Source organism: Phenylobacterium sp. Root700 (genome assembly GCF_001429025.1).
In the GTDB taxonomy this organism is placed as follows: Bacteria; Pseudomonadota; Alphaproteobacteria; order Caulobacterales; family Caulobacteraceae; genus Phenylobacterium.
Map to the genome: position 1 here is coordinate 1 of NZ_LMHT01000029.1, position 17,245 is coordinate 17,245.

The following is a 17,245-nucleotide window of genomic DNA, read 5'->3' on the forward strand; positions in this document are numbered from 1 at the left end:
AGATCGGACCGTTGAATCAGCTCAGCTCAGCAAGGGGAATCACTTCCGTGCATCCCGTAGCCCAGCGGGGGAGCATCTGGCGTGGTGGGCTTTGCCCCAGGCTTCGCCGGAGGGCGGACACAAAGAAGCCGCGCGACGGATCGCGCGGCTTCAATTGTCTTGCGGCCGTGGCTCGCGCGGTTAGGCGTGGGCGAGGACGTGGCGGCGGCGACGCACGGCGGAGCCGGCGAGGCCGAAGCCGACGATCATCATCGCCCAGGTCGCCGGTTCCGGCACGGCGCCGCCCGGCGAGAACGGAATGTCTTGCGAGAACAGATCGCCGATCTTGTTGTCCAAGGTTCCGCTGTTGGTCCACAGGATCTTCAGGTGCGGGCCCGTCGACGCGAAGTTGAAGGCGCCGCTGTTCGCCGTGAGGTCGAAGGTCAGGTGGCTGGTGTTCGCGGCGACGTTCGGCGCGTAGTCGAAGCAGACGAAGCCCGAACCGGCGCCGTTGCATCCGCTGGCGTTGAGGCCGCCGGCGACTGCGTTGACGCTGGCGCCGCCGCCGCCAATCTGGGTGGCGGTCAGGTTGCTGGCGCCGAGGCCCTTGAACGAGAAGGCGCCGAGGAACTGCGCGCCGGCCCAGTCACCGGTGAGCGCGTTGGCGCCCGCGATATCGAAGGTGACGTTGGTGTTGCTGTTCTGGGTGACGGTGAAGGTCGCCCCCTGGAAGGTCGTTTGATAGACCGTGGCGGCATTCGCCGCCGAAGCGGACAAGAACAGCGCCGCAGTGGCACAGGCAGCGCTAATAAGCTTATTCATTTGCATCTCCCGTTGGCGGCCATCAGGGGCTGACCGTGAGTGTTTCAAAATCGGGCCGCTCGAAGGCCGTCGTTCGGTCAACTGCATTACCCGTGCCAAATTCAAGCCACAATACCGCTCAACCTGCGGGGGAGCCGATTTTACAATTGATTAACCAAGATTCTCGCTCAGCGAGTAATTGGTTTTGATTCGCGCAACCAGACGTCGGACAGAATCTGAGCTTCTTCACCCGCGCAGCGCGTGAAGCTCTATTCCGCGAACGGATGCGGCAGCGGCCCTGAGCGGAACAGGATGGTCGGGTTCTCGTCATAGTCGCCCATCTCGGTGTCGGCGGTGACGGTGAAGGCGACGACGGCGGCGCGGTGGGGGGCCAGGCGTTCGGCCTTGCGGCGTGCCTCTTCGGGATTGGCGCAGCCGACCTGCTGCTCGGCCTTGAGGCTCTTGCCTCGGCCCTGCTTGTAAGCCTGGATGATGTGGACGGTTTCTTTGGCCATGCCCATGGCAGGCGGCTGATTGGCGGCCGGGGTCAAGAGTAATGTTCGTTATTTGTTCTTGACGATCGCGGATATTCGGGCAGGTTTGTGGGATGTGACGAGGCTGCGTCCGGCCTGAGGGCCGGCGGCGGGTGATCCTGCGAGCAGTCGGGATTTTCTGGAAATCGATGCGCGGCGGGCCGCTTCGTCCTTGGGGCGAGGCGCGCGTTCGCGCGTCCGGGCGCTGGGATGGTGGCGATGAGCGATGGGAACTTGCCGGCGCGGGCCGGCTTGGACGACGGGGCGGTGTCGAGCGAGGGCGGGCCGCGGGCCTGGCGGCGGTTTTCCGAGGGGCTGGGCTCGGTGATCTGCGCGCGGGTGGCGGCGGGCGAAAGCCTGATGCAGATCTGCGCCGACGACGACATGCCCAGCCGGGCGGCGGTTGTGGCCTGGGGGCGCGGCTGGCGCAGGCGCGGGCCGAGGCGGCGCGCAATCCCTACGGGCGGGGGCGGCCGGCCTTTTGCCGACATGTGGCGGGGCTGATCTGCGAGCGGCTGGCCTCGGGGATGAGCCTTCGGCAGGCCTGCGACCTACCGGGGATGCCGGTCGAGGACACGGTCTATGGCTGGGTGAGGAAGATCCCGGAGTTCGCGCAGGCCTATTTCTGGGCGCGCACGGTGCAGGCGCGCCGGCGGTTCGACCATGTGTGGGAGATCGCCGAGGCGGCGACGCCCGAGACCGCCTTCGCCGCGCGGGTGAAGATCGATGCGGCCCGCTGGCAGGCCTTGCGGCTGGCGCCCAAGCGCTATGGCGACAAGGTCGCGGAGGACGGCGAGGGCGGGCGCCCGCAGGTCAATGTGTTCATCCAGAAGTTCGGGGAGGATGAGGCGCAGCCGTTGTGAGGGCTGGGCGTTCAGATGCTCCCCCGCTGGGGGAGGATCTGGGGTGGTGGGGGTGGCGGGGGCTTCGCCGCTAGGCCAGGGCGAGGCCGAGGGCTTCGATTAGGCTGGCGGCGGTGACGGGCTTGGCCAGGTGGAGGTCGGCGCCGGCGGCGGCGGCTTCGTCGCGGTGCTGGGTCATGGCGTTGGCGCTGAGCATCACCACGGGGGTGCGGACGCCGCCGGGCGCCTCACGCGCGCGGATGGCGCGGGTGGCGGCCAGGCCGTCCATCACCGGCATCTGCATGTCCATGAGGATTAGGTCGAAGCGGTCGGCGGCGTGGGCGGCCAGCGCCTGGCGGCCGTCCTCGACGATGGTCAGCTCGACGCCGAACGGGGCGAGGATCAGCTCGACCACGCGCTGGTTGATCGGGTGGTCCTCGGCCAGCAGGATGCGCAGGGCGGCGAGGTGTTCGGTGCGCGGCGCGGCGGGGCGGCGGGGCGCGGCGCTGGCCTGGGCCAGGTCGTAGTCGGCGAGCGGGCGGGCGCGGGGCAGGGGCAGCTCGACGCGGAACAGGCTCCCGGCGCCGGGCCGCGAGGCGGCGGTGATCTCGCCGCCGAGGATCTCGACCAGGGCGCGGGTGATGGAGAGGCCAAGGCCAGCGCCGCCGAACCGGCGGGTGATCGAGCTGTCGGCCTGGCGGAAACGCTGGAACAGGTTGGCGGCGAACTCAGGCTCGAAGCCGACGCCGGTGTCGGCGACCTCCAGCACCAGGCGGGCGGGCTGGTTCGCGTGCTGCTCCTGGAGGTCGATGACGACGGCGACCTGGCCCTGGTGGGTGAATTTCACGGCGTTGGAGAGCAGGTTGCCGAGCACCTGTTTCAGCCGCACGCTGTCGCCGAGGAATTCGCCGCGGGCGCTCTCGCCGAAGGTGGCGGGGAAGGCCAAGCCCTTGTCGGCGGCGCGCAGGCGGAACATCTCCAGCAGGCCGTCGAACTCGGCGCGCAGGTCGAAGGGGCGGGTCTCGATCTCCAGGCGGCCGGCCTCGATCTTGGAGAAGTCGAGGATGTCGGAGACCAGGCGCTCGAGCGTGGCGCCGGAGTTGGCGATCAGGTCCAGCATGTCGCGCTGCGCGGGCGTCAGGTCGGTCTGGGCCAGGGCGGCGGCGACGCCGATGACGCCGTTGAGGGGGGTGCGGATCTCGTGGCTCATATTGGCCAGGAAGTCGCTCTTGGCGCGGTTGGCGGCCTCGGCCTCCTCGCGGGCGGCGGCCATCTGGGCTTCCAGCTCCAGCCGCTCGGTGACGTCGCGGGCGACGCCGTAGACGTGGTCGCCGCCGCGGCGCGCGCGCCACTCCAGGCGGCGATAGGTGCCGTCGCGATGGCGGTAGCGGTTGATGAAGCCGACCACCTCGTCCTCGATCTCGAGCCGCTGCATGTGGCCAAGGCTGGCGGGCATGTCGTCGGGGTGGATGAAGGCGGCCATCTTCTGGCCCTCCAGCTCCTCGACCCGGTAGCCGAGGGTCGCCTCCCAGGCCTGGTTGACGCGGACGAAGCGGAACTCGCGGTCGCGGATGCAGAGCAGGTCGAGGGAGACGGAGAAGAAGCTGGCGAGGTCTGGACCCGCCGCGATCCTGTCCGCCTGGAGCATATCGTTGCTGGGGGCGGAACTCATAGGCGGCGGTGACTCCAACTGACCGGCGCGAGCCTGCGCCCGCACCGGTATCATGGAGTTAACGCACGCCGATTGGCGAGCTTTAGATGGGGTGGAGCTACTCGGCGGCCTTGGCCATCGCCTCTTGTCCGAAGACGCGGGCGAAGACGGTGTCGACGGCCTTGAAGTGGTAGCCGAGGTCGAAGAGCTCGGAGAGCTCGGCCTGGCTGAGGGTGACGTCCGGGTCGGCGACCAGGAACTCCATGAAGGTCCCTTCGCCGCGCCAGACGCGCATGGCGTTGCGCTGGACCGCCGAATAGGCGACCTCGCGGGCGACGCCGGCCTGGGTCAGGGCCAGCAGCACGCGCTGGGAGTGGACCAGGCCGCCGAGGCGGTCGAGGTTCTTCAGCATGTTTTCCGGATAGACCAGCAGGCGGTCGACCACCCCGGCCAGGCGGCGCAGGGCGAAGTCGAGGTGGATGGTGGTGTCCGGGGCGATGCCGCGCTCAACGCTCGAGTGGCTGATGTCGCGCTCGTGCCAGAGGGTGACGTTCTCCATGGCCGGGACCACGGCCGAGCGGATCAGGCGGGCCAGGCCCGTCAGGTTCTCGGTCAGGATCGGGTTGCGCTTGTGCGGCATGGCCGACGAGCCCTTCTGGCCGACGTCGAAGAACTCCTCGACCTCCAGGACCTCGGTGCGTTGCAGGTGGCGGATCTCGGTGGCCAGGCGCTCGATCGAGGAGGCGACGACGCCCAGCGCCGCGAAATAAGCGGCGTGGCGGTCGCGCGGAATGACCTGGGTGGAGACCGGCTCGACCGCCAGGCCCATCTTCTCGGCGACGTAGGCTTCGACCTCGGGGGCGACGTTGGCGAAGGTGCCGACCGCGCCGGAGATCGCGCAGGTGGCGATCTCGAACTTGGCCATCGCCAGGCGTTCCTTGGCGCGCACGAACTCGGCGTAGTGGCCGGCGAGCTTGAGGCCGAAGGTGGTGGGCTCGGCGTGGATGCCGTGGCTGCGGCCGACGGTCGGGGTCAGTTTGTGCTCGAAGGCGCGCTTCTTCAGCGCGGCCAGCACCATGTCGACGTCTTCCATCAGGAGGTCGGTGGCGCGGCAGAGCTGGACGGCCAGCGCGGTGTCGTTGACGTCCGAGGAGGTCATGCCCTGGTGCAGGAAGCGCGCCTCGGGGCCGACGATCTCGGTGACGTGGGTCAGGAAGGCGATGACGTCGTGCTTCACTTCGCGCTCGATGGCGTCGATGCGCTCGACGTCGAACACCGCGTCGCGGCCCTTGGCCCAGATGGTTTCGGCGGCCTCTTTCGGGATCACGCCCAGCTGCGCCATCTTGTCGGCGGCGTGAGCCTCGATCTCGAACATGATCTTGAAGCGGGTCTGGGGATCCCAGATCTGGGAAGCTTCGGGGCGGGCGTAACGGGGGATCATGGCGAGGGCTCCTTCGGCGCGCTGCTTAGCCCCGTAGGCCGTCAATCGCAATGTTCGGGGGCGTCAGCCGGCCGCTTTCAGGTAGGAGGTGACCAGGCTTTCCAGCCCGCTGGAGATGATCTGCACCCCCACGCAGAGCAGCAGGAAGGCCACCAGCCGCGACATCACCCGCGCGCCGGACGCGCCGAGCAGGGCCAGGACCTTGCTCGACCAGCGATAGGAGACCCCGACCAGCAGGGCCACCAGGATCGCGGCGATGCTGACGCCCACGAAGAACGACAGGGCGCCGTGGCCGTCGGCCGGGCGCTGGGAGGCGAGCGCGATGGCCACCGAGATCGCGCCGGGGCCGGTGGTGAAGGGCATGGTCAGCGGGAAGAAGGCGACGTCCTCCTGCACCGTCTCGGCCGAGGCCGCGGCGTTGGCCTTGCGGTTCTCCTGGGCCTCGGGCTGCATCAGGAGCTGCCAGGCGCGGATCGCCACCACCAGCCCGCCGGCCACCCGCAGGGCGCCCAGGCTGACCCCGAAGAAGTTCAGGATGTAGCCGCCCAGCAGCAGCGACCCCAGCAGGATCAGCAGAGCGTTGAGGGCGATGCGCCAGGCCAGCTCGTGGCGGTCGCTGCGCCCCTCGGTGACCTGATGGAAGGTGATCGCCGCCCCGACCGGATTGACGATCGAGAACAGGGCCGGAAACGCCAGGAGAAAGGCGCCGACGACGGTGGTGAGGGGCAGGGGGCTGAGATCCATAGGGGCTCAACCTAAGCGAAGGGGCGGAGTCGGAGCTAGGGGGCTTGGCCGCTGGGCCAGCTCGATCTTCGCGTGAACGCTCCGTCGGCCCGCTAGGAGAACAGGAAGTCGCCGGCGGTGAGGCTGCTCATTGATATCCCGGCGAGCACGATCGTCTGGCCGCCCAGAGTGATAACGGTGTCCGCTCCGACCATGACCATCTTGCCGGACAGGCCCTGGAAATCCGCCGCCTGGGTTGTCGACAGCAGGATGCGATCGGCCTCTGCGTGGCTGAAATCGGTGATGACATCCCGGCCGGCCCCACCGATGAAGCTGAAGATGTCCGCGCCGGCGCCTCCGGTGAGGGTGTCGTCGCCCAGGTCGCCGGAAAGACGGTCGGCGCCGTCGCCACCCCGGAGGATGTCATTGTCTCGGCCGCCCAAAAGGACGTCGTCGCCGAGGTCGCCCAAGAGCACATCGTCGCCCTGATTGCCCTGGAGGAAATCGTCGCCCTGGCCGCCGGCGACGCTGTCATCGCCAAGGTCGCCGAAAAGCAGGTCGTTCCCCTGGTTGCCGTTGATGAAATCATTCCCCTGGCCGCCGCGCGCCACGTCCGCGCCCGGGCCGGCCGAGATGGTGTCGGCGCCGGTATTGCCCTGCAGGAGGTCATTGTTCGGCCCGCCATTCACGTTGTCGTCGCCACCCCCGCCCGAGATCGTGTCTGCGCCGACGCCGCCCCAGTAGATGCGGTTGTCGGTGGCGTCGCCTACGGCCACCGAGCCGTTCGTCGTGACGTAGGTGTCCACTGATGGCGGCGGCGGCGGCGGGGCGGCCTGTATGGAGATCGCCAGGTCGGCGCTGGCTGCGGAGGCGTTCCCTGCCAGATCCACCGCCTTGACCGAAACGGTGTGTGGGCCGCTCGCCAAGACACTTGAGGTGATCGACCAGGCCCCTGACCCGTCGGCGGTCCCGGTCCCCAGCACGGTGATCCCGTCGGTGTCGTACAGCACAACGGCCGCGTTCGCCTGGCCGCCGCCGCTGAAGGTGGGCGTCGCGTCGCTGGTGAGATTGTCGGTGTTGGACGCCCCTGTATCTGACGCCGCGTCCAGGTCCGGCGGGGAAGGCGCGAGGGGGGGTGTCGTGTCGAGGACGTAGGCCTGGGCGTAGGTCGCACCGGCATTGCCCGCCAGGTCGACGACCCGCACTTTCAGCGTGTCGGATTGGGAGAGGGTCACCCCGGCTAAGGACCAGGCGCTGGAGCCCACCGTGGCGGAGGCCGTAATCCAGGTCGCGCCATTGTCGGTCGAGACGAGCACCGTGTCGCCGGCCGCGAGATTGCTCGCCAGGGCGCCGCTGATGGTCTGCGTCGCGGTCTTCGTGATGAAGTCGCTAGAGGAGGCGCCGGTGTCGGCGGACAGGCTGGCGCTGCTGACCCCGGTCGGCGCGACCGTGTCGAGGACGTAGGCCTGGGCGTAGGTCGCGCCTTGATTGCCCGCCAGATCGACGACCCGCACTTTCAACGTGCTGGATTGGGAGAGGGTCACCCCGGCCAAGGACCAGGAGCTAGCGCCCACCGTGGCCGAGGCCGCACTCCAGGTCGCGCCATTATCGGTCGAGACCTCCACCGTTTCGATGGCCGCGAGATTGTTTGCCAGGACGCCGCTGATGGTCTGCGCCGCTGTCTTCGTGACGAAGTCGGAGCCGGAGGTCCCGGTGTCTGCTGAAAAGGCCGCCGAGGCGACGGTGTTCGTGGGTGAACTGGTGAGGATCACGATGTCCGCGTTGGCCCCCAGAGAGCCCGCCGTGCCCGGCGACGGCAGGGTGAGGACGGCGTCGATCGCGGTGCCGCTCTGGGTGATCGCGCCGGCGTTCAGCATCAGGGCCGACGTCGAACCGTAATCGAGGTCGGCGCTCGTCTGGCCAGGCGCCACTGTGTAGGAGAAGATCAGGGTCGAGCTGCCGCCGCCGCCGACGAAGGCGCCGGCGCCGCCGCTGTTCAGGATCAGTGTCGGCGTGCCACCCGTGGTGTCTACATCCACGGCCGTGCTGAACTCGACGGTCAGTGTCACCGTGTCGCCGGCATTGTAATAGCCGTCGGTGGTGTTTGAATTGACCGAGACAACGTTAGTCATACTGAGTTCTCACTGACCATCGATGGGTGTTTTAAGAAGCAAAGCTATTTTGGTTACTAAACCGTCCGTTCGGCCATAAATTTCCCGTGACGCTGGATCAGTTCAGCCGCGCTCCGGAGATCCCCCGGCTGGACGGCCTACTTACCGCACGCGGACTTGGCTTGGTATGGGCTCTTCTCTGATTTCATTGGCGCTCTATTTGTTCTAGCCGCCTCTATCCCCGCAGGCGCCCTGGCGTCCAGGCGGACGCCTCGTCTCGCGTGGTCACGCCGTGTCCTCGATGTGCTTGACATACGGCACAATATGTATCGTATATTGCCGATAATGGATCGGGGCATCGATCCGACACATAGGGCGGGAGGCGACCATGAGACGGTTTGCTGACATGCGACATGGGTTGGCTGGCGGTGCGCTCCTCTTGGCGCTCGCCGCGGTTCCCATCGCGTGCGAGGCGGCGACGAGCAGAGGCCTGGATGAGGGCCTGACGAAAGTGGATGGCGGGACGCTCAGGGGGCGTCTGGCGAAAGAGGTCTGGAGCTTCAAGGGCGTGCCCTACGCCCAGCCCCCGGTCGGCGCGCTGCGCTGGCGGGCGCCGCAGCCGCCGAAGGCGTGGACCGGTGTGCGCGAGGCGGCGACCCCCGGCCCGATCTGCATGCAGAAGATCGTTCCAGACAACGGGGTGGGACCTGGCCTGGCGAGCGAGGACTGCCTGACCCTCAACGTCTTCGCCCCGGCCGGCGCGGCGGGCCGTAGATTGCCGGTAATGGTCTGGATTCACGGCGGCGGGTTCGTCAACGGCTCGAGCGGCGCGGCGCTCTATGACGGGACACAGCTGGCCCGGCAGGGCGTGGTGGTGGTCACCCTGAACTACCGCTTGGGACGCTTCGGCTTCTTTGCTCATCCGGCCCTGACCGCCGAGACCCCTGAGGGGCCGCTGGCCAATTACGGCCTGCTCGACCAGGCCGCGGCGCTGACCTGGGTCCAGCGTAACATCGCTCAGTTCGGAGGCGACCCGCGCAACGTGACCCTGTTCGGGGAATCGGCGGGCGGCATGTCGGTCAATCGGTTGATGGCCATGGAGGCGGCACGGGGGCTGTTCCACAAGGCGATCATCGCCTCGGGCCTTGGGCGAGAGCAGGGCCAGAGCCTCAAAACCGCCGAGGCCAGCGGCGAGGCCTTCGCCGCGCGGCGCGGCCTGAAAGCCGTCAGCGCCGCGCAACTGCGGGCGGTTCCAGCCGCCGATATCCTGGTGGCCGGCGATCTCAACCTCTTCGCCGGCGAGGCCCCGATCCTCGACGGCAAGGTCGCGAGGCAAGGTCCGGTCGCCGCCTTCGCCGAGGGCGCCGTCGCGCCGATCCCAATGATCATCGGCTCGAACGACCTGGAGCTTCCGGCGGCCAGCGCCGGGCTCCTGCTGGAGAAGCTGATCGGGGTCCCGGAGGCGCGCAAGGCCGCCGCGATCGCCGGTTACGGCTCGCCCGCCGCATACGCCGAGCACATCGCCACGGACCTGGTTTTCGCCGAACCGGCCAGGACCCTGGCCAAGGCTCATGCTGGGCGGGGGGCGCCGACCTACCTCTATCGCTTCTCGGTGGTGTCGGCGAAGGCGCCGGCCGGGATGAGCGGGGCGGTCCACGGCGCGGACCGGCAATATGTCTTCCAGACCCTGGCCGCGTCGCCCTGGCCGACCGACGAGCGTGACGCGGCGCTGGCGAAAACCATCAGCGCCTACTGGGTTTCCTTCGCCAAGACCGGAGACCCGAATGGGCCCGGCCGACCCAGGTGGCCGCGATACGGCGACGGCGATCAACTGATCGACTTCACCAATGCGGGGCCAAGGGCGATGGCGACTCCCAACGCCGCGCCCCTGGACGCCCTCGCGGCGTCCTACCCCGCGACACCGACCTCCGAACTGGGGCGCTAAAGCCCCTTCCCGGGGGCGCCACGCCGCCGGGTCACCTAAAATACCTGGAGCCACCATCATGACCTTCCCATGCGGGAGCGGCGCGCAGCGTCGCGCCTTGATGATCCTCGCCCTGGCGTCGAGCGCCCTGACGAGCCTTCCCCTGGCCGCCGCGGCGGCGACCCCCACCGACGAAAGTCTGCAGATCAGCGAGGTGGTGGTGACCGCGACCCGCCGCGAGGCGCGGTTGCAGGACGTGCCCTTGGCGGTGACCGCGGTCTCCGGCGAGGAGCTTCGCAGGTCCAATTACACCGCGCTGGCCGACGTCCAGTATCTGGCGCCGGGCGTGACCTTCTCCAGCGAGCCGGCGGCCAACGCCGGCGGGTTCCAGATCCGCGGGGTCGGGACGCAGGCCTATAACTACGGCACCGAGCAGACGGTCGGCATGGTCGTGGACGACGTGGTCATCGGCATGCCGCGCGACCCCGGCGTGGCGGGGTTTGGCGATATCGAGCGCATCGAGGTCCTGCGCGGGCCCCAGGGCACGCTGTTTGGCAAGAACTCCTCCGCCGGCGTGGTCGCCATTACGACCGTGAGCCCGAAGCTGGGCCAGTTCGGCGCCAACGCCCACCTGGCCTATGGCAGCCGCGAAGAGGTGGTGACCCAGGCGGCGGTCAATCTGCCGTTGACCGAAACCCTGGCCGCCCGGATCTCGGCCTTCTACCAGAAGCAAGACGGCGCCATTCCGAACCTGCTGAACGACTGGCGCGCGGGTGATCGGAACGGGCGCGGCGTCTACGCCAAGCTGCTCTGGGAGCCGAACGACCGCTTCTCGTTCCAGGTCGCCGCCCAGCAGCAACGATTGTTCTCCCGCGATCCGGTCCTGGTGCAGAGCCTGGGCTTCAACCCGCTGTTCGCCGCGGCCTTCACGGGGCTTCCCACGCCGGCCCCAGACCGGCTGGTGAGCTACCAGAACGACCCCTATTACGCCCTGACCAGGGTGAGCGGGCTGTCGGGCAAGGCGACCTACAAGCTCGGCGACTACAGCCTGACCTCGGTCACCGCCTATCGCCGGATGCGGCTCCAGCAACGGGGCGACGTCGACGCCGCGCCGGTCAACATCATGGACTACTTCCTGACGTCCAACTGGGATGAGCAGTTCACCCAGGAGTTCCGGCTGACCTCGCCGGCCGGTGAGCGATTGGAGTACGTGGCCGGCGCCTACTATTACGACGTCGACGTGCGGGCCGATGAGACCGCCATCGGCTACTTCTTCCAGCCCGTGCGGGTGTCGCTGACCGGCGGCGGCACGAACCATTACAAGGTCCGCACCCGCAGCACGGCCCTGTTCGGACAGGGCACCTATCGCCTGACCGACGACCTGCGGCTGATCGGCGGCCTGCGCTACACCCACGACCAGATCTCGGCGAATGTGGACATCACGCCGATCCCGGGGATCATACCGCTCAACATCACCGTGCCGGCGACCGGCAAGGTCGAGCACGACAACATCTCCGGCCGCGTCGGTTTCCAATACGATTTCGCGCCCGACGTGATGGCCTATGCGAGCTACGCGACGGGCTACAAGGGACCCTCGGTCAATGTGATCCAGGGGCAGGCCCGGTCGCTGAAACCGGAGACTTCGGAGAGCTATGAGCTGGGGCTGAAGTCGAGCCTGCTGGACCGGCGGGTGATCCTGAACACCGCGCTCTACTGGTCGACCTACAAGGACTTCCAGGCCCAGACCTACGACACCACCCTGACCTTCCCGACGCTGATCCTGGCCAACGCTGGGGAGCTGCGGAGCCGGGGGGTGGAGGTCGAGCTGACCGGCAAGGTCACCTCGAACCTGACGGTGTCGGCGAACGGCGCCTTCAGCGAGGCGACCTATCGGGACTTCACCTCCACCTGCTATCCGGGCGAGCCGATCTCCGCGCAGGTCGGGGTCGGCTGCTACGTCGATCCGCGAACCGGCGCCCAGGTCGCCAACATGGCCGGGCGACGCCTACCCAATTCCCCCAAGTGGACCTATTCGATCGGGGCGAACTATTCGCGCCCGGTCGGCAACGGGCTCGAGTTCGACCTGAACGCCAACTGGGGCTGGCGCGGCGCGGTCTTCAATCGCGCCGGTGATCCGACGACCAAGACGCCTGACTATGGGCTGCTGGGCATGTCGGCGGGGATCGGCGACGAGGACGGCCGCTGGCGGGTGGGCGTCTATGGACGCAACCTGCTGGACACGCTGTTCGTCTCGCCGGTGCACTCGGTCGCCGATCCCGGCGGCTTCAACCGCTTCATCAGCAACGAGGCCTTCCGCACGGTCGGGGTGTCCCTGGACGTCCGATACTGATCGTGCGGGCGCGGCGCATCGTGCCGATCTTCCCAGGCACGATGCGTCGCGCGAACCCTCATACCCCGTAGAGCCATGTCGGAGCTGACAGCCATGCGCCGCTTTCCCGCCACCACGTCCTGCGCGGCGCTGGCCCTTGGCCTTGGGCTGTTGGTTTGGGGGCCGCCTGCGGCGGCGGCCCCCGCCGTGCTGCCCCAGCCGCTCAGCATCCAGGAGCAGACCGGCGCGGCGATCCCGGCGGCGGCGTTCCAGGTCGAGTGGAGCGGCCATCGCGACCCGGCTCTGGAGCGGGCCGCGCAACGGTTTGGCGCCTATGTCGCGCTGCGAACCGGGATCGACGCGCGCCTCGTCAAGCCGACGAGGCTGAGGATCATATGCGCGGGTCCCGATCCGGACGCCCTGACGCTCAAGGCCAAGGAGGCCTATCGCCTGACCGTCGAGGCGGAGGGGGTGACGCTCACCGCCGAGGGGCCGATCGGCGTGCTGCGCGGTCTGGCCACCCTAAGGCAGGCGATCACGTCCGGGCCGGAGGGTTTCGTGGTCCCGCGAATGCAGGTCGACGACCGTCCCCGCTTCGCCTGGCGCGGAGTGATGATCGACGTGGCCCGCCACTTCATGACGCTGGAGACCCTGAAGCGCCAGATCGACGCCATGGAGCAGGTGAAGTTGAACGTCCTGCACCTGCATCTCAGCGACAATGAGGGGTTCCGGGTCGAGAGCCGCCGCTATCCCAAGCTTCAGGCGCTGGCCTCCGGCGGCGAGTACTACACCCAGGCCCAGGTTCGCGAGCTGGTGGTCTACGCCGCCGAGCGCGGGGTGCGGATCGTGCCCGAGTTCGACGTGCCGGGGCACTCCCGCGCCCTGCTCGCCGCCTATCCCGAACTGGCCTCCCGCAAGGGCGAGGCGGACGGCGCCTTCGCCGCGCTGAACTCGGCCCTCGATCCATCCTTGCCGGAAACCTACGCCTTCCTGGGCGGCCTGTTCTCGGAGATGGCCGAGCTCTTTCCCGACCGGTATTTCCATGTCGGCGGCGACGAGGTGGCCGGCGGAGACTGGGCGTCCAGTCCGCGCGTCCAGGACTTCATGCGCCGCAACGGCTTGACCTCGAAGGTCGAGCTGGAGGCCTATTTCCATCGCCAGGTCCGCGACATCGCTGCCGCGCGCGGCAAGACCATGATCGGCTGGGAGGAGATCGCCCATGCGCCGATCGCCGACGACGTGCTGGTCCAGGCTTGGCGCGGGTCGGCGGCGATCGCGCGCGGCACGGGGCAGGGCAACCGCGTGATCGTCTCGGCCGGCTACTATCTGGACCTGCTGGAGACCGGCGAGAGCCACTATCAGATCGATCCGCTGGACGCGGCCGCCTACGGCATGGACGCCGAGGAGGCGGCCCGCGCGCGGGCGCATCCGGTGCTGAAATCGCTGCTGCACGAGGACGTGCTGAAGGTTCCGGGGCTACAGCTGACGGCGGCCCAGCAGGCCCTGGTGCTCGGCGGCGAGGCCGCGCTGTGGAGCGAACTGGTCACCGACGAAATGCTGGATGGACGGCTCTGGCCGCGCGCGGCGGTGATCGCCGAGCGGCTTTGGTCGCCGGCCGAGGTCCGCGACACCGACGACCTGTACCGCAGATTGCTGCGGGTGCAGGACGGGCTGCGCATGGCGGGGCTGAAGGATGAAGCCAACCGCGACCGGATGATCGCCAGACTGTCGCCCGGCGAGAGCGAGCCGGTGGCGCTTCTGGTGTCGCTGGTCTCACCGGTCCGCAATTTCGCGCACAAGGCCTCGGTGCAAGCCATCTTTCATGGCCGGCCGGGTGGCCGCCAGGACTTCAACCAACTGGCCGATATCGCCTCGCCAGACAGCCTGGTCGCGCGCCGCTTCGGCCTCGATGTCCGAGCCTTGATCGGCGGCGAGCGCGCCGGCGCCCCGGCCCTGAAGGCCGAGCTACGGATGTGGCGCGACAATCATGTGCGGTTCCTGAAGGTGGCCGAGGGCCGGCCGATGCTCCAGGCCGCCGCGCCGGTTTCGGCGGACATCGCGGCCCTGGCCGAGCTCGGGCTGGAGGCGGTCGGTTTCATCGAGGCTGGTCGTCGTCCGAAGGCGGAATGGCGCGCACGGGCGGCTGTAATGCTGGAGAAACAGGCGGCGGCGGAGCGGGCCTCCTCGACCTTCATGCAGACGGTCGCCTCGCCGAACCAGCCGCCGGCCGATCTGCTGATCGCTATCGCCCGGCCGATCGGCGTGTTGGTCGCCGCCGCCGAAGGGCGCTAGGCGATCAGGCGGTCGATGACGGCGCGCAGCATCTTGTGGTCGAGCCGCGCGTGGCTGACGACGGCGCTCCAGACCATGCCGCTGACGATCTCGAGCACGATGTCGACGCCCAGGCCGAAGGTGACGCCGGGCGTTGGGGGCATGGCCTCGAGGTAGCGGCGGACTTCGGCGCGGCGCACCCGCACCTGGCTCTGGACGGTGTCGGCGACCCGCGGATTGGCGCGCATCTCCCCGACCGCGAACCCGATCGACGGGGCGATGAGCGGGTCGGCGTACACTTCCTCGATGGCCAGGGTGTACTGCACCAGATAGTCGGCCGGATGGTCGGCCCCGCGCACGGTCACGTCATGGAAGGCGTTGGTGATCGCCTCGGCGACCGCGTCGGACGGGTCAGGCCAGCGACGATAGAAGGTGGTGCGCGAGACGCCCGCCCGCGTGCAGATCTCGTTGACGGTCAGGCCCGAGAAGCCGCGCTCGGCCAGGACCTCCAGGGTCGCGCGCAGCATCCGGGCGTTGGTTTCCGGCGAGCGTGGCCGGCCCATCACCGCCGGCGCCTTGGCGGGCGGCTCGGCGAGGGGGCTCTGCTGGATCTTGGCCGGAGCCATCAGGTCATTTCCTGCACTACGTTCGCAGGCCACATATGCCTTGAGTTCGCGGCGACGGCCAGCCGCAAGGGGCGTTACCGGACGTCTCGCCCGGAGTTGAACGGCAGGAAGGCCATGCCCACGGACCCTGCAATCAGCAGGCCGAGCAACACGACAAAGCCGGCCTGCTGCGCCCCGAAGGCGGCGGTGGCGGCGCCGACCAGGGCCGAGCCCAGCCAGACCGTCGCCGTGCCCGAGAGCGCGTAGAGTCCGAACCAGCCGCCGATATCCTCAGGTGTGCTCAGCTTCGTGAGCATCGAGCGGCTGGAGGCGTAGGACCCGCAGATGCCGAGTGCGTTCAGGCAGGCGATGGCGACAAAGGCGATCTCAGGAGCTGAGCGGAATACCGGGCCGTTCCAGACCGGCTCGGGCGACCAGGGCGCGTAGAGCAGGCGGCCTGGCGCCAGGCCAAGCAGCAGGATCTGGCCGACGATGACGATGGCCAGTTCGATCTGGATGGCGCGCTTGGGGCCGAACGCGCGGTCGAGACGGGCGCCCAGCAGGCCGCCGAATGAGAGGAAGACGCTGACGATCACGCCGAGCGACAGCAGCTCCAAGGCGCTCCAGCCCATGACGCCGGCCGCGTAGACGCCGGTGAACAGCAAGATCGCCGTCATGCCGTCGGTGTAGAGCATGCGCGAGCCCAGGAAGATCGCCATCGGCCTGTTGGTCGTAAGCGCCTTGAGCATCCGCCAGACCCCGGCGAAGGCGTCGCGGACGCCGCCGCCGCCCAGCCCGCGAGGCGCGTCTTTCCCCACGAGAAACAGCGGCAGCGCGCCGAGCGCGAAGACCACGGCCACGATGGGCGCGGTGATGCGGTCGGTCTCATGCGCCGCCGCCGACAGGCCAAGCAGCGGCTCGGCGGGGAAGCCTGGAAGCGCCATCTTGGCGGGTAGGGCGAAGCCCCAGAGGACGGCGGCCAGGAGCACGACCGAGAGGGCGCTGCCCAACGCCAGGCCAAGGCCCGACGCCGCCGAGGTCTGGGCCGCGGGCGCCGCGTAAGGCAGCATCGAGTTGTGCAGCACCTCGGTGTAGGCGAACAGCAGGCCGGCGGCGAACACCACCGCGCAGGTCGCGCTCAGCGGCAGGCCGCTTCCATCGGGCTTGGCCCACCATAGCGAGGCGATCAGCGCGACCAGCAGCGCCGTGACCACGGCCAGGGCCGGCTTGCGCGGCCCGATCCTGTCCAGGGCGGCCCCCAGCAGCGGGCTGGTGAAGGCCGAGAGCAGCCCGTAGGCCATGACCAGCTGCGCCACCAGGGTCTGGCCGCGCACCGGATCCCCGACCAGCACGGTCGCGAGGTAGGGGATGAATATGTAGACCTTGATCAGGATCACATAGGGCGTACGGGCGCCCTCATAGACCGCCCAGGCCAGGCCCGAGGCGGGAAGGCGCGCCGATCGCTCGGCGCCCTTGGCGGGGGTGGTCGTCGATATCGCCGAACCGCTCATGCGCGCCTCCCGGTGTTGATCTTGCGCCGGCTAGAAAGCCGGACCGCCGGCCGCGATCAGGCGTTGGTTTTCCTCCAGCACCTCGGCGGCGGACGCGGTCAGGTCGATCGGCTTGCCGAACGGCTGGGGCACGTCGAGACCCGTGCGCCAGTAGATCTCGGACTTGTTGCCCTCGGGGTCGGCGAAATAGACGCCGATCGCATTGCCGTGGGTGATGACCATGTGGATCGGCGCCTGCGCGGCGAGCAGGGCTTGATAGAGGGTCTGAAGCGCCTCCAGGCTGTCGACGCGCCAGGAGACCTGGTTGATCAGCTTGGTGTCGAGCGGGGCCGTCCGGCCCTTGGCCAGCACCAGTTCGTGGTGCTCGACATCGGGCCGTGAGGACAGGAACACCGCGCCCAGTTGCGGCGCCTCGTCGGTCACTTTCAGTCCAAGGACCCGCGTGTAGAAATCGACCATCTTGTCGAGGTCGTTCACCTGGAAGCCCATATGGCCCAGTTCGGCGATCGCCATGTCGGTTGTCC

The 17,245-nt window shown here is 68.7% G+C and carries 14 protein-coding genes; 5 read left to right on the forward strand and 9 right to left on the reverse strand.

The window, feature by feature from the left end; translation table 11 throughout:
* Positions 1-180: 180 nt before the first annotated feature.
* Together ASE02_RS14265 and ASE02_RS14270 are read right to left on the reverse strand one after the other, a co-directional pair.
* Complete coding sequence (locus tag ASE02_RS14265) at positions 181-888, reverse strand: PEPxxWA-CTERM sorting domain-containing protein (protein ID WP_082602087.1); 708 nt, start codon at positions 886-888, stop codon at positions 181-183.
* Between the two features lie 161 nt (positions 889-1,049).
* On the reverse strand, positions 1,050-1,295 hold the full coding sequence (locus ASE02_RS14270; protein WP_156406066.1) for a hypothetical protein: 246 nt from the start codon (positions 1,293-1,295) through the stop codon (positions 1,050-1,052).
* 237 nt (positions 1,296-1,532) lie between these two features.
* Here ASE02_RS14270 and ASE02_RS14275 point away from each other — a divergent pair, with 237 nt between their 5' ends.
* Complete coding sequence (locus tag ASE02_RS14275) at positions 1,533-1,817, forward strand: hypothetical protein (RefSeq protein WP_156406067.1); 285 nt, start codon at positions 1,533-1,535, stop codon at positions 1,815-1,817.
* A gap of 23 nt (positions 1,818-1,840) precedes the next feature.
* Positions 1,841-2,176, forward strand: a complete 336-nt coding sequence (locus tag ASE02_RS14280; RefSeq protein ID WP_156406068.1) for a hypothetical protein — start codon at positions 1,841-1,843, stop codon at positions 2,174-2,176.
* Between the two features lie 70 nt (positions 2,177-2,246).
* Here ASE02_RS14280 and ASE02_RS14285 read toward each other — a convergent pair whose 3' ends face one another.
* From ASE02_RS14285 to ASE02_RS14300, 4 genes are all read right to left on the reverse strand, one after another.
* Entirely contained in the window at positions 2,247-3,827 is a 1,581-nt protein-coding gene (locus ASE02_RS14285; protein WP_235536702.1) for an ATP-binding protein, read from the reverse strand.
* Between the two features lie 97 nt (positions 3,828-3,924).
* The gene (gene purB / locus ASE02_RS14290; RefSeq protein ID WP_056735211.1) at positions 3,925-5,247 is read right to left on the reverse strand and encodes an adenylosuccinate lyase; all 1,323 of its coding nucleotides are present in this window, start codon (positions 5,245-5,247) and stop codon (positions 3,925-3,927) included.
* Between the two features lie 63 nt (positions 5,248-5,310).
* Positions 5,311-5,991, reverse strand: a complete 681-nt coding sequence (locus tag ASE02_RS14295) for a MarC family protein (protein WP_056735212.1) — start codon at positions 5,989-5,991, stop codon at positions 5,311-5,313.
* A gap of 92 nt (positions 5,992-6,083) precedes the next feature.
* Positions 6,084-8,102 carry an Ig-like domain-containing protein gene (locus ASE02_RS14300; RefSeq protein WP_056735213.1) on the reverse strand — a complete coding sequence of 673 codons (2,019 nt, stop codon included), beginning with the start codon at positions 8,100-8,102 and terminating at the stop codon, positions 6,084-6,086.
* A 367-nt stretch (positions 8,103-8,469) separates the two neighbouring features.
* Between ASE02_RS14300 and ASE02_RS14305 the strand changes: the two genes are divergently transcribed.
* From ASE02_RS14305 to ASE02_RS14315, 3 genes are all read left to right on the forward strand, one after another.
* On the forward strand, positions 8,470-10,026 hold the full coding sequence (locus tag ASE02_RS14305; protein WP_082602089.1) for a carboxylesterase/lipase family protein: 1,557 nt from the start codon (positions 8,470-8,472) through the stop codon (positions 10,024-10,026).
* Positions 10,027-10,084: 58 nt separating this feature from the next.
* Entirely contained in the window at positions 10,085-12,355 is a 2,271-nt protein-coding gene (locus ASE02_RS14310) for a TonB-dependent receptor (protein WP_056735215.1), read from the forward strand.
* Between the two features lie 93 nt (positions 12,356-12,448).
* The gene (locus tag ASE02_RS14315) at positions 12,449-14,626 is read left to right on the forward strand and encodes a beta-N-acetylhexosaminidase (protein WP_162257176.1); all 2,178 of its coding nucleotides are present in this window, start codon (positions 12,449-12,451) and stop codon (positions 14,624-14,626) included.
* Here ASE02_RS14315 and ASE02_RS14320 read toward each other — a convergent pair.
* The 3 genes from ASE02_RS14320 to ASE02_RS14330 all read right to left on the reverse strand — a co-directional run bounded on the left by ASE02_RS14320 (position 14,623) and on the right by ASE02_RS14330 (position 17,234).
* Complete coding sequence (locus tag ASE02_RS14320; protein ID WP_056735216.1) at positions 14,623-15,231, reverse strand: TetR/AcrR family transcriptional regulator; 609 nt, start codon at positions 15,229-15,231, stop codon at positions 14,623-14,625. The genes ASE02_RS14315 and ASE02_RS14320 overlap by 4 nt on opposite strands.
* Before the next feature lie 74 nt (positions 15,232-15,305).
* Complete coding sequence (locus tag ASE02_RS14325) at positions 15,306-16,721, reverse strand: MFS transporter (RefSeq protein WP_056735217.1); 1,416 nt, start codon at positions 16,719-16,721, stop codon at positions 15,306-15,308.
* Between the two features lie 30 nt (positions 16,722-16,751).
* Positions 16,752-17,234 carry a VOC family protein gene (locus tag ASE02_RS14330; protein ID WP_056735218.1) on the reverse strand — a complete coding sequence of 161 codons (483 nt, stop codon included), beginning with the start codon at positions 17,232-17,234 and terminating at the stop codon, positions 16,752-16,754.
* Between the last annotated feature and the right edge of the window lie 11 nt (positions 17,235-17,245).